Annotated in this window: 13 protein-coding genes and 1 pseudogene; 7 read left to right on the top strand and 7 right to left on the bottom strand. The window is 68.4% G+C overall.

The window, feature by feature from the left end; translation table 11 throughout:
• Positions 1–70: 70 nt before the first annotated feature.
• Entirely contained in the window at positions 71–1,039 is a 969-nt protein-coding gene (locus AWC18_RS13280; RefSeq protein WP_208858365.1) for a MaoC family dehydratase, read from the bottom strand.
• A gap of 27 nt (positions 1,040–1,066) precedes the next feature.
• Between AWC18_RS13280 and AWC18_RS13285 the strand changes: the two genes are divergently transcribed.
• A complete protein-coding gene (locus AWC18_RS13285) occupies positions 1,067–2,212 on the top strand; it encodes an acyl-CoA dehydrogenase family protein (RefSeq protein ID WP_109560078.1) in 1,146 nt (381 codons plus the stop codon).
• Positions 2,213–2,233: 21 nt separating this feature from the next.
• Here AWC18_RS13285 and fadD4 read toward each other — a convergent pair whose 3' ends face one another.
• The 4 genes from fadD4 to AWC18_RS13305 all read right to left on the bottom strand — a co-directional run bounded on the left by fadD4 (position 2,234) and on the right by AWC18_RS13305 (position 8,264).
• On the bottom strand, positions 2,234–3,751 hold the full coding sequence (gene fadD4, locus AWC18_RS13290; protein WP_085139029.1) for a fatty-acid--CoA ligase FadD4: 1,518 nt from the start codon (positions 3,749–3,751) through the stop codon (positions 2,234–2,236).
• Between the two features lie 142 nt (positions 3,752–3,893).
• The gene (locus AWC18_RS13295) at positions 3,894–5,714 is read right to left on the bottom strand and encodes a phosphoenolpyruvate carboxykinase (GTP) (protein ID WP_064996325.1); all 1,821 of its coding nucleotides are present in this window, start codon (positions 5,712–5,714) and stop codon (positions 3,894–3,896) included.
• 133 nt (positions 5,715–5,847) lie between these two features.
• A complete protein-coding gene (locus AWC18_RS13300; RefSeq protein ID WP_064996324.1) occupies positions 5,848–7,332 on the bottom strand; it encodes an AAA family ATPase in 1,485 nt (494 codons plus the stop codon).
• The gene (locus tag AWC18_RS13305) at positions 7,329–8,264 is read right to left on the bottom strand and encodes a P-loop NTPase family protein (protein ID WP_085139030.1); all 936 of its coding nucleotides are present in this window, start codon (positions 8,262–8,264) and stop codon (positions 7,329–7,331) included. The genes AWC18_RS13300 and AWC18_RS13305 overlap by 4 nt, the downstream gene beginning before the upstream one ends.
• A gap of 161 nt (positions 8,265–8,425) precedes the next feature.
• On the opposite strand from AWC18_RS13305, the gene trmB reads away from it, so the two are divergent.
• The 3 genes from trmB to mmpL3 all read left to right on the top strand — a co-directional run bounded on the left by trmB (position 8,426) and on the right by mmpL3 (position 12,866).
• Positions 8,426–9,187, top strand: a complete 762-nt coding sequence (gene trmB / locus AWC18_RS13310; RefSeq protein WP_085139031.1) for a tRNA (guanosine(46)-N7)-methyltransferase TrmB — start codon at positions 8,426–8,428, stop codon at positions 9,185–9,187.
• Entirely contained in the window at positions 9,187–9,879 is a 693-nt protein-coding gene (locus tag AWC18_RS13315; protein WP_234784334.1) for a PIN domain-containing protein, read from the top strand. Before trmB ends, AWC18_RS13315 begins: the two co-directional genes overlap by 1 nt.
• 74 nt (positions 9,880–9,953) lie before the next feature.
• Entirely contained in the window at positions 9,954–12,866 is a 2,913-nt protein-coding gene (gene mmpL3 / locus AWC18_RS13320; protein WP_085139032.1) for a trehalose monomycolate exporter MmpL3, read from the top strand.
• On the opposite strand, the gene AWC18_RS13325 is transcribed toward mmpL3, so the two are convergent.
• Entirely contained in the window at positions 12,826–13,983 is a 1,158-nt protein-coding gene (locus tag AWC18_RS13325; RefSeq protein ID WP_064998020.1) for an AI-2E family transporter, read from the bottom strand. The two genes, mmpL3 and AWC18_RS13325, sit on opposite strands and share 41 nt — an antisense overlap.
• A gap of 79 nt (positions 13,984–14,062) precedes the next feature.
• Between AWC18_RS13325 and AWC18_RS13330 the strand changes: the two genes are divergently transcribed.
• The gene (locus tag AWC18_RS13330) at positions 14,063–15,268 is read left to right on the top strand and encodes a lysylphosphatidylglycerol synthase transmembrane domain-containing protein (RefSeq protein WP_234806523.1); all 1,206 of its coding nucleotides are present in this window, start codon (positions 14,063–14,065) and stop codon (positions 15,266–15,268) included.
• A 16-nt stretch (positions 15,269–15,284) separates the two neighbouring features.
• Here the strand turns inward: AWC18_RS13330 and AWC18_RS22295 are convergent.
• Positions 15,285–15,890, bottom strand: a pseudogene (locus AWC18_RS22295) (hemophore); the annotation flags it as partial.
• Between the two features lie 75 nt (positions 15,891–15,965).
• Between AWC18_RS22295 and AWC18_RS13340 the strand changes: the two are divergent.
• Both AWC18_RS13340 and AWC18_RS13345 read left to right on the top strand, forming a co-directional pair.
• Positions 15,966–18,965: an MMPL family transporter gene (locus AWC18_RS13340; protein WP_064998018.1), complete on the top strand. Its 3,000-nt coding sequence runs from the start codon at positions 15,966–15,968 to the stop codon at positions 18,963–18,965.
• Positions 18,962–19,456 carry a helix-turn-helix domain-containing protein gene (locus AWC18_RS13345; protein WP_082961100.1) on the top strand — a complete coding sequence of 165 codons (495 nt, stop codon included), beginning with the start codon at positions 18,962–18,964 and terminating at the stop codon, positions 19,454–19,456. Before AWC18_RS13340 ends, AWC18_RS13345 begins: the two co-directional genes overlap by 4 nt.
• Positions 19,457–19,464: the final 8 nt, after the last annotated feature.

Raw genomic sequence — 19,464 nt, forward strand, 5'->3', positions numbered from 1 at the left:
GCAGACGCGAAAGCCCCCATTTCCGCGGGTTTTAGGGGGCTTACGCGTCTGCTCGCGGGGAAGAACGGGCCTAGAACTGCAGGGCGGTGAAACGCCAGTCCAGCACCTGACGGTCGGATTCACCGTCGACGCCGGCGGCATAGACCAGCGAGCGCAGCCCCAACACATTGTCGCGGGCCGACTCGATGTGCAGGTCGCTGTAGAGGGTGTCGCCTTCGTGCACCGGCGCGGTGTGATCGCACGACTGCCAGCCCAGCACGGTGGCCAGGTTCGGCAGCAGCCGCGACGCCTGCGCCAGTGCCAGCCCGATGGTGTGCCCGCCGTAGACCAGCCGCCGGCCAGCGACCCGCGAATCATGGTGAGTGGCAGCGACATTGAGGGTCAACCGGGCAAGCTCCGGGGCGGAGGTGACCACGTCGCCGGTGCTGGTCAGCACGGTACCCACGAGATCCGGGTCGAAGTGGGGCCCCGGCACCCGCTGCCGAAACTCGGCCGCATCCCAGTCTGCGGTCACGTCCGCAGGCGCCGCGAGCCCCGCGCCGATGCCCGACAGGTCGTCGCCGTGGCCGGTGTCGGAGGCACCCGGCGACAGCGGCAGCATCGCGCAGCGGTAGAAGTCGAGCACCAGCCGGTCCACCTGGTCGATGGTGGTTATCCGCAGTGCCGCCAGCCCGGTGGGCTCTCGCCCCGGCTTGGCTGAATTCTGCTTCAGTCCAACGACTTCCGTGCGGGTGAAAATGGTGTCGCCGATCACCGGAAACCGGAAGAAGGCCAGGCCGCGGTAGAAGAGGTTGGCCTTGACGCGCCGGGTGACCACGGTGGACTGCCCGATCGCGACATCGCAGACCAGGCCGGGATGCGCCAGGGGCGCGGTAGCCCCGGTGACCGCCCGGGACAGTTCGGCATCCAGCGGCAGCCGTAGCCGGTCCCCGAGGATCGCCTGGTGCAGCGCCGCCGCACCGGCCGTCAGCGTCATCGCGGGGGCCTCGTCGAACACTTGGCCGACCTGGAGGTCGTCGAAGTAGGGGCCGCTGGTCACGGAAGAATCCTGGCATACGGTGAACCCGTGAACCACGAAGAGTCGATCTTGGTCGAAACCGTGCGGCAGTTCATCGACCGGGAGGTGAAGCCGACGGTCCGCGACGTCGAGCACGCCAACACCTATCCCGAGGCGTGGATCGAGCAGATGAAGCACCTCGGCATCTACGGGCTGGCCGTTCCCGAGGAATACGGCGGCACACCGGTGTCGATGCCGTGCTACGTCCTGGTCACCCAGGAGCTGGCTCGCGGCTGGATGAGCCTGGCCGGGGCCATGGGCGGCCACACCGTGGTGGCCAAGCTGCTGACTCTGTTCGGCACCGACGAGCAGAAGCAGCGTTACCTTCCCGCCATGGCCACCGGAGCACTGCGCGCCACGATGGCCCTGACCGAACCGGGCGGCGGCAGCGACCTGCAGAACATGACCACGTCGGCCCTGCCCGACGGCGACGACCTGGTGATCAACGGCGCCAAGACCTGGATCTCCAACGCCAGGTACTCCGGATTGATCGCACTGCTGGCCAAGACCGATCCGAAGGCCACCCCTCGGCACAGCGGCATCTCGGTGTTGCTGGTGGAGAACCCCATCGCCGGACTGACGATCTCACGGGACCTGCCGAAGCTGGGTTACAAGGGGGTGGAGAGCTGCGAGCTGAGTTTCGACGGCTGCCGGGTACCGGCGGCTGCGGTGCTCGGCGGCACGCCCGGCAGCGGCTTCGCCCAGATGATGAAGGGACTGGAGACCGGCCGCATCCAGGTGGCGGCGCGGGCCTTGGGTGTGGCCACGGCCGCGCTCGAAGATGCGCTCGCCTACGCCCAACAGCGGGAGAGTTTCGGGCAGCCGATCTGGAAGCACCAGAGCGTGGGCAATTATCTGGCCGACATGGCGACCAAGTTGACCGCCGCCCGCCAGCTCACCCGGTACGCCGCCGAACGCTACGACAGTGGGCAGCGCTGCGACATGGAGGCCGGCATGGCCAAGCTGTTCGCCTCGGAAGCCGCCATGGAGATCGCGCTCAACGCGGTGCGCATCCACGGCGGCTACGGCTACTCCACCGAGTACGACGTGGAACGCTACTTCCGCGATGCGCCGCTGATGATCGTCGGCGAGGGCACCAACGAGATCCAGCGCAACGTGATCGCGGCGCAACTGGTGGCCCGCGGCGGCATCTAGCCCGCCCGCGGGCCCAGCCCGCTACTTCGAATACTTGGCCACCAATTCGTTCTTGTAGAGCTTGCCGGTGTCGGTACGCGGCAACTGCTCCTCGAAGGCGATCGATCGCGGACATTTGTAGTGCGCCAAGCGCTCCCGCACCCACTCGAGCAGTTCCGCGGCGAACTCAGGCGTGGCGTCGGCCGGGTCGACCGTCTGCACGGCCGCCTTCACGCTCTGCCCCATCTCGTCGTCGGGGATCCCGAAGACCGCCGCATCCAACACCTTCGGGTGCGTGATCAACAGGTTCTCCGCTTCCTGCGGGTAGATGTTGACTCCGCCGGAGATGATCATGTGGTGGCGCCGGTCGGTGAGGTACAGATACCCCTCGTCGTCGAGGTAGCCGACGTCGCCGACCGTCGTCCAGCCCTGCGGGTGACGCGATTTCGCGGTCTTGTCCGGATCGTTGAGGTACTCGAAGGCGTTGCCGCCCTCGAAGTAGATCTCGCCGGGCTGGCCGGCGGGCAGCTCGTTGCCGTCCTCATCGAGAATGTGCACCGCACCGAACATCGCCTTGCCCACCGAGCCGGGATGCTTGAGCCATTCGTCGGCGCTGATAAGCGTGGAGCCGTGCGCCTCCGATGAGGCGTAGTACTCGTCGACGATCGGCCCCCACCAGTCGATCATCTGCTGCTTGATCTCCACCGGACACGGTGCGGCGGCATGCATCACCCGCTTGAGGCTGGACACGTCATACGACTCCCGCACTTCGGCGGGCAGTTTCAGCATCCGCGTGAAGTGCGCGGGTACGAACTGCCCGTGGGTGACGCCGTGACGCTGGATCGCGTCGAGCGCGGACTCGGCGTCGAACTTCTCCATGACCACGGTGGTCAGCCCGGCCGCCTGCACTTGCATCGACCACACCGACGGCGCGGTGTGATACAGCGGCGCGGGGCTCAGATAGACCGAACCCGGGCCCATCCACACCGAGACCAGCATCGCCATCAGGCCCGGCACTTCGGCCGGGGGCAGGTGCGGCAGCGGGCGCTTGATGCCCTTGGGCCGTCCGGTGGTACCCGACGAGTACTGCAGCAGGTCACCCTCGATTTCGTCGTCGATGGGTGTATCCGGCTGGTCGGCAACGCATTCCGGGTAGCGTTGCCAGCCGTCCAGGTCACCGTCGGCGATCAGCAGCAGATCAGGCAGGCCGGCCGGCAGGTGATCGGCCAGCTCAGCGCAGGTCTGGCGCAGCGCGGCCGAGCCGATGATCGCCTTGGCGTTGCTGTTGTCGATGATGTACGCGGCTTCCGCGGCGGTCAGATGGGTGTTGATGGGCACGTAGTACAGGCCGCTGCGCCGCGCCGCCCACATCGCTGCGTGGATGTGCTCGTTGTTCTCCATGATGATCGCGACGACGTCGCCCTCCACCAGCCCGTTAGCCCGGAAGAAGTGCGCCAGCCTGTTCGCCCGGGCTTCCAGCTCAGCGAAGGTGATGACCACGCCGGAGGGGTGCAGGATGATGGCCGGGTTCTCGGCATCGAGGTGTTCGCGAATCTGCATGGGCTGACTGTACTGGGGCCAAACTTGACGGCTGTCAAGTGGGGGCGGCAGTCACGCGCGCTGTCCTGAAATCTTCCGCACAAAAGAACCGCACCCAGGGAAATCCCCCTGAGTGCGGTTCTTGGGAAGTACTCGAAGGCTGCTAGCCCAGGCGCTGCTTGAGGGCCTCGAACTCGTCCCGCAGGCCGGTGGGCAGCTTGTCGCCGATGAACTCGAACCACTCCTCGATCAGCGGCAGCTCCGCGCGCCACTCGTCGGCGTTGACCACCAGTGCCTGGTCCACGTCGGCGGCGCTCACGTCCAGCCCGTCCAGGTCCAGGTCGGCGGCGCTGGGCACCGTGCCGATCGGGGTCTCCTGGCCGCCGGCGTTGCCCTCGACCCGCTCGATGATCCACTTCAGCACCCGGCTGTTCTCGCCGAAGCCCGGCCACAGGAAGCGGCCGTCCTCGCCACGGCGGAACCAGTTGACGAAGAACACCTTCGGCAGCTTGGACTCATCGGAGTGCTTGCCGGTGTCGATCCAGTGCTGCATGTAGTCGCCGGCGTTGTAGCCGATGAACGGCAGCATCGCCATCGGGTCGCGGCGCACCTTGCCCACCGTGCCCTCGGCGGCGGCGGTCTGCTCGCTGCCCATGGTGGCGCCGATGAAGACGCCGTGCTGCCAGTCGCGGGCCTGGCTCACCAGCGGCACCGTGGTCTTGCGGCGGGCGCCGAACAGGATCGCCGAGATCGGCACGCCCTGCGGGTCGTCCCACTCCGGCGCCAGGATGGGGCACTGCGACATCGGGGTGCAGTACCGCGAGTTCGGGTGGGCGGCAGGGGTGCCCGACTCGGGCGTCCAGTCGTTGCCCTTCCAGTCGGTGAGGTGCGCCGGGGTCTCCCCGTCGATGCCCTCCCACCACACGTCGTTGTCGTCGGTGTGGGCGACGTTGGTGTAGACGGTGTTCCCGCGCTCCAGCGTGATCATCGCGTTGGGGTTCGAGCTGCGGCTGGTGCCCGGCGCCACGCCGAAGAAGCCCGCCTCCGGGTTCACCGCGTAGAGCCGGCCGTCCTTGCCGAACCGCATCCAGGCGATGTCGTCACCGAGGGTCTCGGCCCGCCAGCCGGGGATGGTCGGCTGGATCATCGCCAGGTTGGTCTTGCCGCAGGCCGAGGGGAACGCGGCCGCCACGTAGTAGGCCTTGTCCTCCGGCGAGATCAGCTTGAGGATCAGCATGTGCTCGGCCAGCCAGCCCTCGTCGCGGGCCATCGCCGACGCGATGCGCAGCGCGTAGCACTTCTTGCCCAGCAGCGCGTTGCCGCCGTAACCCGAGCCGTAGCTCCAGATCTCACGGGTCTCCGGGAAGTGGGTGATGTACTTCTCGGTGTTGCAGGGCCACGGCACGTCCTTCTCGCCCTCGGCCAGCGGGGCCCCGACCGAGTGCAGGCCCTTGACATAGGCGCCGTCGGTGCCGATCTTCTCCAGCGCGGCGGTGCCCATCCGGGTCATCACCTTCATCGACGCCACCACGTAGGGCGAGTCGGTGATCTCGACACCGAGCTTGGGGTCCTCAGCGCCCAGCGGGCCCATGCAGAACGGGATGACGTACATGGTGCGACCCCGCATGGAACCGCGGTACAGCTCGGTCATGGTGGCCCGCATCTCGTCGGGGTCCACCCAGTTGTTGGTGGGGCCTGCGCCTTCCGGGGTGTGGCTGCAGATGAAGGTGCGCGACTCGACCCGCGCGACATCGGCCGGGTCAGACAGCACCAGGTAGGAGTTGGGCTTCTTCTCCTCGTCGAGCTTGACCGCCGCGCCCGACTCCACCAGCAGGCCCATCAGCCGGTTCCACTCCTCATCGGAACCGTCGGACCACTCCACCCGGTCGGGCTGGGTGAGCTCCGCGACCTCCCGAACCCAGGCCAACAACCCGCTGTGTTTGGTGGGGGCGGCGTCCAGACCGGGAATGGTCGCTGAGGTCATTGAGCTCTCCTGTGTAACCTATGTCACTCGGTGGCGTTGTCGCAGTATGCGCGCCGCTGTCACCCTCTTATACCGTCATTAAATAAGAGATTACCGTCAATAGCTACACGGATCGAAACAATCGCAACGCGGGCTAGCTGTCGCCCCTCACCGTGGCATCGGCCCGGCCTGATTCACCCAGCTCAGCGCACACATTCTCCAACGCCCGACGCAATGCCGGCAGCCTGCGTTCGCCTACCGCTGCGGCCCGCGACGCGGCGGCCGCATGCTCGCGCAGTTCGCGGTCCAGCGCGGCGACCCGGTCGGCGACGCGAGCAGCCTCGGCCTCATTGTGTCCGGCGAGTTCGGCGGTGAGCGCCGCTTCGGCGGCCACCACCCGCACGGCCACCAACTCCAGCACCGAGGACCGCACCGCGCTGGTGGCCTGGCCCACCCAGCGATCGAGCACCACCCGGTCGCGCAACAGCCCCCGGATTCTGACCACCCACCCGGTGGCCACCACGCCGGCGATGACGCAGCCGGCCGCTCCCACCGCTGCCAGTCCCGGCGCCAGATGGGCGAACACCCGGCTCAACGTCAACGCCACGCCCAGCCCGAAGCCGGTCCCCAGCACCGCCATCAATTGCGTCTCTGATCGTCGGGACTTCACCGGTGGACTGCCGGTGTCAACCGGCGGCACCGTCGCCGACACCTCAGGTGTGGCCAGCCCCAGTTCTCCGGCGATGTCAGCCAAGTGCTCGGTGATCCCCTGATCGACCTCGCCCACCACGTCGGTCAGCCGATCGTGGACATAGGCCTCGAATTCGGCCCACCGGCGCCGTGTCATGCCTGCGGCGTCTTCGCTGAGTTCGCTGCGCACCGAGGTGCACCGCTTACCGGCGAAGTGGGAGAGCTGCACGCGGGCCTGGGCGATACGGCTGCGCAGCGCGATCACGCGCTCCGATTTCGACATTCTGCGCCGGCTCACCAGCTCCGCACGCTGCTCCTGCAGCTGCGTCACCCGGGCGCGGCGCCCTTCCGCGCGGGCGTCGCGCTCGATGCGGTCGATGTCGGCACGCAGTTGGCACTCCCACGAACGCAGCCGGTTACGTCGGTGGGCATCACCAACCTCGAGCTGCGTGGTCAGTTCCGCGACCAGATCGTCGACCTGCGGGTCGCCGCATTCGGGTGCCGCGGCGGCCCCCACCCACACCACGCCGCGGTAGCGGTGCGCGTGGCCGGCGAGGGTTTCCCCTGCTGCCGCGCGCATCTCGCGCCACTGCCGGTGTATGTCGATCTTGGAGACCACGCCGATCACCACATCGGTGTGGGCGGCGACGGCGTCGAGCAGGACACAGTCCGATTCGGTCAGCGCGGCGGCCGCCGACACCACGAACACCACCGCCAGCGGCACCTCCCCCGGGGCCAGGTCGGAGGCTTCCCTCACGAGCCACTGCGGCATCCGGTCGGCCAGGGCCCGGGTCATCGCACTGACCCCGGCCAGCCACGGACCGGTCACCGCCACCACGTCGCAGCGCCGCACCGCCGGTGGGTGCACGTCGGGAGCGACGTGGGTGACCAGGGCATCCACCCCGGCGATGGGGTCCGGATCGGCTGAGGGTGCACCCGGGGTGCTCATGGGCGGCCCCGCGTCGCGGCCCAGGCCCGCAGCGATCCCCTGGCGATGTCGGCGGCGCAGGCCCGGTGGGCGGCGTCGAGGGGTGCGTGGCGGTGGGCCTGCCAGCGGCGGGCCTGCGCCAATGCCGGTTCATCCGGTGGGTCGATCGCGGCCGTCGCCGCGTCCAGCCGGGCGGCGACGGTCGTGTCGCGGGCCAGGAGCTCGTCGATGCGGCTGTCCCCGACCGCCATCGCCTCCAGTCGGCTCAGCGCCTCCGACATCCGCCGGTGGTAGACGGCAGCGCCGTTGGCCTCCAGCCGGGCGGCGATGCGGTCTATGCCGCTGAGGCGGCGCAGTCGGGCGCGGGCCTGCCCCAGGGTGGCGTCGCGTCGGGCCAGGTCGAGCAGTGCCGCGACCCCGGTCAGGTCGACGGTGGCGCACAGCCGCTCGCGGTCCGCTCGTGACACCGGGTGCGGTGCGCTGACGAACTGCTCCGCGCAGCACAGGTCGGCGGGTTGCGCGGCCACGCGCCTCAGTGCCTCCCACAGTCGCTCGTCGAGCCCCTCGCCGAGCGCGGCCAGCGCGAACAGGGCCGACATCGGTTCGACCGGCACTGCCTCGACGTGGTGGCCGCGCAGGTCGGACTTGTTCAGCACCACCAGCACCGGTCGCCGGCGCTCGGCACGCAGTGCGGCGATGTCCTCGGGCTTGACGACCTCGGTGACGGCATACACGGCCAGGTCTGGTTCGGCTCCCGCAGGCCGCTCGGCGACGTTCACCCCGGCCGCGGTCAGTGCTGCGGCGACGGTGCGCCGTCCGACACCGCGGCGGCCGTACACCGCGACCTGCAGCGGCGCGGTGATGGCCGCGGCGATCATCGCCAGGCGCGGGTCGCAGTTCTGCGTGGCCAGCACCCTCAGCTCGTCGGCAAAGAGCTGGTGCCCCTGTGTCACGCCCGTGCCTCCCCCGCAATCGGCCCAGGGGGCCATGGTGTCAGCTGCCTGTCCACGACGCGAGTCACCGCCGTACTCATCGGGCCGCGCTAAGCAACTGTTGGGTATCAATGTGGACCGCGACGTGGGTACAGATGCGTCCATGAGCGACCATTGACTGCATGCATACGCCGCGCGACGTCGAGTCAGCATCAGACGTCAGTGGCGTCGGCACCACGGCTCCCCGCCGTTTCCGCGCCTTCAGCGTCCGCTACCGGCACTCTGCGCTGTCGGACGGTCAGCGCCAGACCTGGGAGCGGCTCTGGCCCGACCTGGGCGCCGATGTGGTGCCGCCGGACGGCCCCGACCGCCCCCAGCCCCTGGACCCGCAACGGTGGTTCGGCCGCGACGCCCCGGTGGTGCTCGAGATCGGCTGCGGAGCCGGTACCTCCACGGTGGCGATGGCACAGGCCGAACCGCACCTGGACGTGATCGCTGTCGAGATCTACGAGCGGGGGCTGGCTCAACTGTTGTGCGCGATCGACCGCGAGCAGATCGGCAACATCCGGCTGCTGCGCGGTGACGGCCTCGACGTGCTGGAGTACCTGATCGCCCCGTCATCGCTGATCGGGGTCCGGGTCTTCTTCCCCGACCCGTGGCCCAAGGCCCGGCACCACAAGCGGCGGCTGTTGCAGCCGGCCACCATGGCCCTGATCGCCGATCGGCTGCAACCGGGCGGGGTGCTGCACGCGGCCACCGACCATGCCGATTATGCGGAGCAGATCGCCGAGTCCGGCGACGGCGAGCCGCGGCTGCGCCGCGTGACCGATCCCGCCGGGGACGCCGGCCTACCGATCTCGATCGCCCGGCCCACCACCAAGTACGAGGCGAAGGGCCGCAGTGCGGGCAGCGTGATCAACGAGTTCGTCTGGGTGCGGGTCTGATGACCAGCACCGATCTGCACGCCGGAGCGGACGTCGAGCCGACCGGGACCGATCCGACACTCGAACCACCCACGCGACGGGTGTTGCTGGTGTGGGACGCCCCGAATCTGGACATGGGCCTGGGCGCGATCCTGGGCCGTCGCCCGACCGGCGTGGAGCGCCCCCGCTTCGACGCGCTGGGTCGCTGGCTGCTCCACCGCACCGCGGAAGTGGCGGCGGCACACCCGGACGTCAGGGTGGAGCCTGAAGCGACGGTGTTCACCAACATCGCCCCTGGCAGCGCCGACGTGGTCCGGCCCTGGGTCGAGGCACTGCGTAACGTGGGTTTTGCGGTCTTCGCCAAGCCGAAGATCGACGAGGACAGTGACGTCGACTCCGACATGCTCGAACACATCGCGCTGCGAAAAGAGCAGGGACTGGTGGCGGTGGTAGTCGCCTCCGCCGATGGTCAGGCGTTCCGGGAACCGCTGGAAGAGCTCTGCGGTCTCGGCATCTCGGCCGGCGTGCTCGGATTTCGCGAACATGCGAGCTGGGCGCTAGCCTCGGATACCTTGGAGTTCGTCGACCTGGAGGACATCCCTGGTGTGTTTCGGGAGCGGCTGCCGCGGATCAGCCTGGATTCGCTGCCGGAACAGGGGGCGTGGCTCCAGCCGTTCCGGCCGTTGAGTTCACTGCTGACCTCGCGAGAGTGACAACTGGAGAACCTGAAGTCAGGGACGCGCGGGTCCGATAGATGTCTCCCCAGACCTTAGTTAGGAGCGCATAGGTGTTCGCCTGGTGGGGTCGAACTGTATACCGCTACCGATTCATCGTAATCGGTGTGATGGTGGCGCTCTGCCTGGGTGGCGGCGTCTACGGGATGAGCCTGGGCGACCACGTCACCCAGAGCGGGTTTTACGACGAGGGCAGCCAGTCGGTGCAGGCGTCGATCGTCGGCGACGAGGTCTACGGCCGCGACCGCACCAGCCACGTGGTGGCGGTCTTCACCGCGCCCCAGGGCAAGACGGTCGACGATCAGAAGTGGTTCGACGGCATAAAAAGCGGGCTGAACAAGGTCAAGAACGATCACCCCGACCAGATCATGAGCTGGGTGGGCTACTTCACCAATCCCGAGGCACTGGCCAACATGGCCGACCCGGAGAAGAAGCACGCGTTCGCCTCGATTCAGATCAAGGGCGACGACGACGACACCATTCTGAAGAATTACCAGGCCGCCGAATCGGACCTGAAGGAGCTCGACGGCGGCAAGGTCGAACTCGGCGGTCTGCAGCCGATCGCCAGTGAGCTGACCGGCACCATCGCCACCGACCAGCAGCGTATGGAGGTGCTGGCTCTTCCGCTGGTCGCAGTGGTGCTGTTCTTTGTGTTCGGTGGGGTGGTCGCGGCCAGCCTGCCGGTGATCGTCGGTGGGCTGAGCATCGCCGGGGCCACCGGCATCCTGCGGTTCGCCGCCATGTTCGGGCCCATCAACTTCTTCGCCCAGCCGGTGGTGTCGCTGATCGGTCTCGGTATTGCGATCGACTACGGGTTGTTCGTGGTGAGCCGATTCCGTGAGGAGATCGCCGAGGGCTATGACACCGAGGCGGCGGTCCGCCGATCGGTGATGACGGCCGGTCGCACCGTGGTGTTCTCCGCGGTGCTGATCATCGTCTCGGGTGCCAGCCTTCTCGTGCTGCCGCAGGGCTTCGTCAAGGCGATCACGTACGCGATCTTCGCCTCGGTGGGCCTGGCCGCGCTGCTGTCGATCACCCTGCTGCCCGCCATCCTGGGTGTGCTGGGCAAGAACGTGGACGCGCTCGGGGTGCGCACCCTCTACCGGGTTCCGATCCTGCGGGAGTGGGAGTTCTCAAACCGCATCATCGCCTGGTTCGCCGAGAAGACCCAGAAGACCAAGACCCGCGAGGAAGTCGAGGCGGGGTTCTGGGGCAAGCTGGTCAACTTCGTGATGCAGCGGCCGCTGGCGTTCGCGATCCCGATCATCATCGCGATGATCCTGTTGATCATCCCGCTGGGGAAGCTGTCGTTCGGCGGGATGAGCGAGAAGTATCTGCCACCGGACAACACCGCCCGGGTGGCCCAAGAGCACTTCGACGAGATCTTCCCCGGCTTCCGCACCGAGAAGCTGACGCTGGTGATCAAGAGCGAATCGGACAAACCGGTCACCGACCAGCAGGTCGCCGATATCCGCAACCGCGCGATGGCGATCAACGGGTTCGTCGTGCCCGATGACGATCCGTCCGAGATGTGGAAGGAGCGCCCCTACCTTCCCGGGGCCTCTAAGGACAACTCCGTCCGGGTGATCGAGAACGGCTTGGTCAACCGCAACGACGCCGCGCAGAAGATCAAGGCGCTGCGCGCCATAAGCACACCCAAGGGTCTGGACGTGCTGGTCGGCGGGACACCGGCGCTCGAGCAGGACAGCATCCATGCGCTGGTCGCCAAAGGACCGTTGATGCTGGCGATCTTGTTGATCACCACGACGCTGTTGATGTTCCTGGCGTTCGGCTCCCTGGTGTTGCCGCTGAAGGCAGCCGTGATGAGTGCGCTCACGCTTGGCTCGACCATGGGCATCTTGACCTGGATGTTCGTCGACGGTCATGGGGCCGGGCTGCTGAACTTCACCCCAACCCCACTGATGGTGGTGGTCATTGCGCTGGTCGTTGCGGTGGGCTGGGGTCTGGCCACCGACTACGAGGTGTTCCTGGTCTCCCGAATGGTGGAGGCACGAGAATCCGGGATGTCGACCACCGAGGCGATCCGGATCGGCACCGCCACAACCGGTCGGCTGATCACCGCGGCCGCGCTGATCCTGGCGGTGGTCGCCGCGTCCTTCGTCTTCTCCGACCTGGTGATGATGAAGTACCTGGCGTTCGGTCTGATGGCGGCGCTGTTGCTGGACGCCACCGTGGTCCGGATGTTCCTGGTGCCGTCGGTGATGAAGCTGCTGGGCGACGACTGCTGGTGGGCGCCGCGCTGGATGAAACGTCTGCAGAACCGGATCGGTCTGGGCGAGATCCGGCTGCCCGACGAGCGGCGCCGGGTGTCCCGCCGGCCCGCGACGGCAACCGTCGCGCCGGCCGGGGCCGGGGTGGCCTCCCCGCGCCCGACGCACGACCCCACCCACCCCGCCCCGGGGCGCGCTGTCCCGACACGGCATCCGGCAGAACAGCTTCCGACGCGGCCGGTCACCGGCAACCCGTCCAGTGCCCGGACGAATCGGATCAGCACCGGCCCGGCCGAGCCGCCGACCACCCGATTCTCGGCAGCCGACCCGGCGACCGAACGAGTGGCGTCCCCCCGCAAGGAATCCGCGGCCCCCGGCGAGGAACGCGAGATCGAGTCCTGGCTGGGCGAGCTGCGCGGCAGCCGTGACGCGGCGCAGGCTCGACGCGGCCGGCAGGGTGAATCCGAGCCGGAGGCGTCCGACGAGCGGACCCGGTCCCTGCCGAAACCGGAGGCGGAGGACACTGGGAACGCCCCCACCACGGCGATCCCGGCTCAGGGCTCCCCCTCCGACCCGGCCGACTCCTCCGACGAGAACCCGGCCACCGAGAAGTTCACCGCGGTGGGCGAGCAACCCGGCGACGACGCGTCGGACGATGCGCAGAGCCCGAAGCGGCGCGGTGCCGCCGGCGGTCTCAGCGCTGCTGAACTGCTGCGTCGGGAGGGCCGGTACTGACGTCGTCGGCTTCCGGGTCCGGCGTATCGGGCTCTGCGGCATCCGCGGCGTCCGGCGTGGCCGAATCCGGGTCTGCGATCAGGACCCGCACCGCCCGGTCGATGAAGGCGATCAGGGGGACGGCCAGCAGCGCACCGACGATGCCGGCCAGGATGCCGCCGGTGGAGATGCCCAGCACCACCGCCAGCGGGTGGATCGAGACGGCACGCCCCATGACCAGCGGCTGCAGTACGTGGGCTTCCAGTTGGTTGACCGCGACGATCAGCCCCAGGGTGACCAGAGCGTAGATCCATCCCTTGGCGATCAGGGCGACCAGGACCGCCAGCAGTCCGGTGAGCACCGCACCGACCAACGGGATGAAGGCCCCCAGGAACACCAGCGACGCCAGCGGCAGCGCCAACGGCACGGCCATGACAGCCAGGCCGATGCCGATTCCGAGCGCGTCGACCAGGGCTACCAGGAACGTGGCGCGCACATAGCCGATCAGTGATTCGAATCCCGCGACGCCGGCCGCGTGCACGGTGGCGCGCACCCGGCTCGGAAAGATCTTCACCGTGAACTGCCAGATGTCGCGGCCGCCGTAGAGGAAGAAGATCAGCGTGAACAGCACGACGAACGCGCCGGTGATGATCTTGGTGATGGCCTCGGCGGTCGACAGCGCGCCGCTGGTCAGTTTGGCCTGATTGTTGCGCAGGCCGCTGACCAGGCTGTCGCCCGCACTGTCGATTTGGTCTCTGCTCAGGTGCAGAGGTCCTTCGACCAACCAGTGCTGGGTCGAGTTGACCACCTGGGTGACCTGCTCCACCAGTTCGGGCACCCCGTCGATGAACTGGTCGACGACGAAACTCAGCAACCCGGCGAGCACGGCCAGACTGCTGAGCAACAGCAGGAACACCGCCAGCCCCCGATGCACGCCGTGCTGGGACAGCCAGTCCACGCCGGGCAGCAGCAGGGCCGACATCATCATCGCGATCGCCACCGGAACGACGATCACCTCGAGGCGCCGCATGATGAGCAGCACCAGCAGTGCCGCGGCGAACAGCACCAGCAAGCGCCAGGCCCACGCCGCCGCCTTGCGCACCGTCGGATGTACGGATTCGTCTGCGCTGGCTGACATTCCGGTAGCGTAACGATGCCGCAGCGGGTGCACATCAGGTAGTGAGAATCTCGTCGGACCGCGGCTAACCTGTGAATTCGTGCCCCCCGCCCCCGTTTCTCACGACTGCGTCGCCCCCGGCGTCGCCGTTCGCCCCAAATACTGGTGGGTGCGTCGGGTCCTGGTGGGTCTGGTCGCGGCGGTGCTCACCGTCGAAGTCGTACTGGTGTGGGACCAGGTTGCTGCCGCGTGGTGCAGTCTCTGCCGGGCCGACGCCCGTTGGCTGGTCGGGGCGGTGGTGGCCGCGGCGGCGTCGATGCACAGCTTCGCGCAGATCCAGCGGACGCTGCTGGGTTCGGCGGGTGTACACGTCTCGCAGAAGCAGTCCGAGGCCGCCTTCTACGCCGCCAACTCGCTCAGTACCACCCTGCCCGGCGGCCCGGTGCTGTCGGCGACCTTCCTGTACCGGCAGCAACGCCGCTGGGGCGCGACCCCGGTGGTGGCGTCGTGGCAACTGGTGATGTCGGGGGTGCTGCAGGCGATCGGTCTGGCCGCACTCGGCCTGGGCGGCGCGTTTTTCCTCGGCGCCCGTGACAACCCGATCTCACTGGTGTTGACCCTCGGCGGCTTCCTCGCGCTGCTGATGCTGGCCCAGACGGTCGCCTCGCGCCCGGAGCTGATCGACGGCATCGGCGTTCGGGCGTTGTCCTGGTTCAACTCGCTGCGAACCCGTCCCGCGGACGCCGGGATCACGACCTGGCGCCGGCTGCTGAGCCAACTGGAGTCGGTGAGCCTGGGCCGCCGCGACCTGTCAACGGCGTTCGGCTGGTCGCTGTACAACTGGGTCGCCGACGTCGCCTGCCTGGCGTGCGCCGCCTACGCCACCGGTGGACGGGCGTCGGTGGCCGGATTGACGGTGGCTTACGCCGCCGCCCGCGCCGCCGGAACGATTCCCCTGATTCCCGGTGGCCTGTTGGTCGTGGAGGCCGTGCTGGTCCCGGGCCTGGTGTCCAGCGGGCTGACCCTGCCGGACGCCATCTCGGCGGTGCTGATCTACCGGTTGATCAGCTGGGTGCTGATATCGGCGGTGGGGTGGGTGGTGTTCTGCCTGGTGTTCCGCGCCGACAACGCAGCCGACCACGCGACCGACGAGTACGCGCCGGTCCTCAGCGAATCGCGACCGGTTGCGTCACCGCACCGGCCGGAGGTCCGCTCACCGGCAGGCCGCCCACCGGCAGTCCGCCTCCTGGCAGCCCGCCCTGAGCCTGTACGGCCTGCAGTAGCCCGAGCACCTGCGGCAGGCTGACCGCCAGCTTGCACTGGTCAGTCACCTCCTGAACCGGCGCGGCGATCTTGGCCAGGTCATCTGCGACCTTCGGATTGGCGTCGAAGTGCGCCTTGAGGTTCGCCAGCGTCTGCGGGCCGGGCTGCTGCTGCAGCGCACCCGTCATCACCTGGTTGGTGTCGGGGTGCGAGTCCAGGTAGTCGCCGGTCGCGGTGACGACCTTGCCCACGGTTCGGGCTATCTCGCTGGCCACGCAGGGGTCTTTGGCTGCGGTCGCCGAGGGTGCCGACGGAGTGGCCAGCAGCACGCCCGCGACGGCCCCGCCCAGCACGACCGGCACGGCGGCAAGGACGCCCTTGCCGGACAGACTGCGACGGGTGATGCGCACGAATTTCTCCTCACGATGGGCGAGATCTCCGATCGGCCCCGGAGAATCCCGCCACGGTGCGGATGACGCGCTTCGACGATGGTCTGGTGCGCGTGCGATGCCCCCCGGCAGCAACGGCAGATCGAAAGCCAGCCTTTTCCAACATCCTGACAGTAACCACCTGTTGCCGCCACCCGAGCGCAGATCGACCTGGTCACAGCATGGTCCCCGGACGGCATCGGAGCAGCTCAGCGCGACTGAAACGGTCGGCTCCACACGTTGCTGCGGTAGGCTCGCAAACGCGACGCACCGGTGCGGGCGAGAGCGGGGAGAGACGAAATCCAGCAGTTCATGATGCGCTTCAGCAGCAACCTGCGCAGATTCCGCTGGGTGGTCTTCACAGGGTGGTTACTTGCTGTGATCCCGTCGCTCTACCTGGCCGGCACGCAGTCCGGTCACCTCACCGGCGGCGGCTTCGAGGTCCGGGGATCGCAGTCGCTGCACGTGCAGTACGAGCTCGAGGATCACTTCCCTGAGCAGGGCGCCTCACCGCTGGCCTTGGTCGCCGCGCCCCGCGCCGACGCCACCTACCGCGACATGAAAGATGCCGTCGCGCTGCTCAAGCGGGCCGCCGGCGAGGTTCCCAGCGTGACGGTGCTGCCGGACACGACCCAGCCGCCGCCCCGGCCGGACCGGCCTTACGTGGTGTCCCTGCGGGTGGATTTCAACAACACCGGCGCGGTCGACGTCGCCAAGAAGCTGCGCACGAAGCTGGGCGTGGAAGGCGAACATCCCGGCCGGGTCGAGAACGGTTCGGTGAACCTCTACGTGATCGGGCAGGGCGCACTCGGCGCCGCCGCCTCGGCGAAGACCAAGCAGGATATCGGCGCGGCCGAGCAGTGGAATCTGCCGATCGTGTTGATCGTGTTGCTGGCCGTGTTCGGTTCGCTGGCGGCCGCCGCCATCCCGCTGGCACTGGGGATCGGCACGGTGATCGTCACGATGGGGCTGGTCTACCTGCTGTCCATGTTCACCACGATGTCGGTGTTCGTCACCTCGACGGTGTCGATGTTCGGGATCGCGTTGGCCATCGACTACTCGCTTTTCATCCTGATGCGCTACCGAGAGGAACTGCGCGCCGGACGCCAGCCGCAGGAGGCCGTCGATGCGGCGATGGCGACGTCCGGGCTGGCCGTGGTGCTCTCCGGTCTGACCGTCGTTGCCTCCCTGACCGGGATCTATCTGATCAACACACCGGTGCTGGTGTCGATGGCGACCGGCGCGATCCTGTCGGTGTCGGTGGCGGTGCTGGCTTCGGTGAGCCTGACGCCGGTGGTGCTGGCCGTATTCGGCCGGGCGGTGGCCAAACGGTCGGCGCTGCTGCACTGGGCACGAAGCCCGCAGACGGCCCAATCACGATTCTGGACCAGTTGGACGGCTTCGGTGATGCGCCGCCCCTGGGTCTCGGCCCTGTTGGCCGCGGGATTCCTGCTGGCCCTGGCGGCGCCGGCACTGTCGCTGTCGCTGGGTAACAGCATGCTCCGCCAGTTCGACTCCTCCCACGAGATCCGGGGCGGGGTGGCCGCGGCGGCCCAGGCCCTGGGTCCGGGCGCGCTGGGACCGGTCCGGGTGTTGGTGACCATTCCCGGCGAGGATGCATCGGCACCGAAGTACGCCGAGACCTTCGCAGCGATCCGCCAGGAGATGGCGCAGGCGCCCAATATCGCCTCGGTGTCCCCGCCAGTCTTCGGCGACGACAACAACAGTGGCCTGCTGTCTGCGGTGCTGTCCGTCGACCCCGAGGACATGGCGGCCCGCACCACCGTCGACTGGATGCGTGAACACCTGCCGCAGGCCGCCGGTTCGCCGGCGGTGCAGGTGTATGTCGGCGGACCGACGGCGCTGATCAAGGACTTCGACGACCGCGTCGAGGCCGCCGAACCGATGGTGCTGGTCTTCGTGGCGCTGATCGCCTTCCTGATGCTGCTGGTGTCCATCCAGTCGGTGCTGCTGGCGCTCAAGGGCGTCGTGATGACGGTGCTGTCGGTGGCGGCGGCTTACGGCAGTCTGGTGATGGTGTTCCAGTGGGGCTGGTTCGAACGATTCGGTTTCGCATCGACCGGTTCCATCGACACGTTCATCCCGCCGCTCGTGCTGGCGATGACGTTCGGCCTGTCGATGGACTACGAGATCTTCCTGCTGACCCGCATCCGCGAGCGCTTCCTGCAGACCGGCAACACCCACGACGCCGTCGCCTACGGGGTGAGCACCAGCGCGCGCACCATCACCAGCGCCGCCCTGATCATGATCGCGGTGTTCATCGGATTCGCGTTCGCCGGAATGCCGCTGGTCGCCGAGCTGGGGGTGGCCTGCGCGGTGGCGATCGCGGTCGACGCCACCGTGGTGCGCCTGGTCCTGGTACCCGCGCTGATGGCGATGTTCGCCGAGTGGAACTGGTGGCTGCCCCGCTGGCTGGCCCGGATCCTGCCCTCGGTCGACTTTGAAAAGCCGCTTCCCAGTGTGGATCTGGGCGACGTCGTGGTGATACCGGACGACATCTCCGCCCTGATCACTCCCAGTGCCGACCTTCGCGTGGTGGTCAAGTCGGCCGCCCGGCTCAAAGGGCTGGCCCCCGACGTGGTCTGTGTCAGCGACCCGTTGGCGCTGCGCGGCTGCGGCGTCGCGGAGATGGCCACCAGCAGGCTGCAGGCGGTGCCCGCCGACACCGGGTCGGCGACAGCGCCCGCGCCGGCCGGCGGCAGAGTGGTCAGCCAGGCGCTGGCGCGGCTGACCGGTGGCTGGCAGTCGCGTACCGGTACCGACCGCGCCCAGCCGCGCACCATCCGTCCGGTTCACCCGGTCACCGTGTGGCGGCGCCGGCTCGCCATTGCCCTCGACGCGCTGGAAACCGAGTCCTGGGCAGCCACCGAGATCGGGCTTGACATACCCCCGTTGACCCGATGCCGTCCGATGGAAGCCGCCGCTGTCCAGCTTCCCACCGGTGACCGCCTGCAGATCCCCACCGGGGCCGAAACCCTGCGGTTGGCGGGCTACCTCGTGCTGGCACGCAACAGCCGCCGGGACTACGCCGCGCTCGCCGAGCTCGCCGATGCACTGGGTCCTAAAACCGTTGCTGACGCGCTCTGCGCCATTGATGCGTACTACTCTGGTCAACCAGCCGACGGACACTGGATGGCCACCCAGCTGGTATGTCGACTCGCCGATCCGGAGCCCACCGCACGCGGCGACTACACCTCCGGCGACGATGCGCTTGGGGCGAGTACGGACTGGGAACACGTCCAAGGGCGCTGCCTGGCAGTTGCCGTGGCGATGCTGGAGGAGGCGAGGTGACGTTGGCCGCTGATCGACGTCGTGGGTCGCTGCCCCGGCAGCCGTCCGGCGACACCGACCGGCCGGTCGAGTTCTGGCCCACGTCGGCTATCCGCGCTGCGCTGCAGTCCGGCGACATCGCCACCTGGCAGCAGATCGTGGTGGCACTCAAGCGCGATCCCTACGGCCGGACCGCGCGCCAGGTCGAAGAGGTGCTGGAAGGCACCGAATCCCTCGGTATCGCCAAGGCGCTCTCGGAGGTTCTCAGTCGCACCCGGGCCCACCTGGAGTCCAATGAGCGCGCGGAGGTCGCGCGTCACATGCGGGTGCTGATCGAGCGGTCGGGATTGAGCCAGCAGGAGTTCGCCTCCCGGATCGGGGTTCCCGCCGACACCCTGGGTGAATACCTCAATGCCACGGTCAGCCCGCCGGCCTCCCTGATGATCCGGATGCGCCGACTGTCTGACCGCTTCGTCAAGCTGCACACCCGCGAAGCGCCCGACGTCGTCTGACGCCGGGT

Origin of the sequence: Mycolicibacter nonchromogenicus, assembly GCF_002101775.1 — a bacterium.
GTDB classification, from domain to species: Bacteria; Actinomycetota; Actinomycetes; order Mycobacteriales; family Mycobacteriaceae; genus Mycobacterium; species Mycobacterium nonchromogenicum.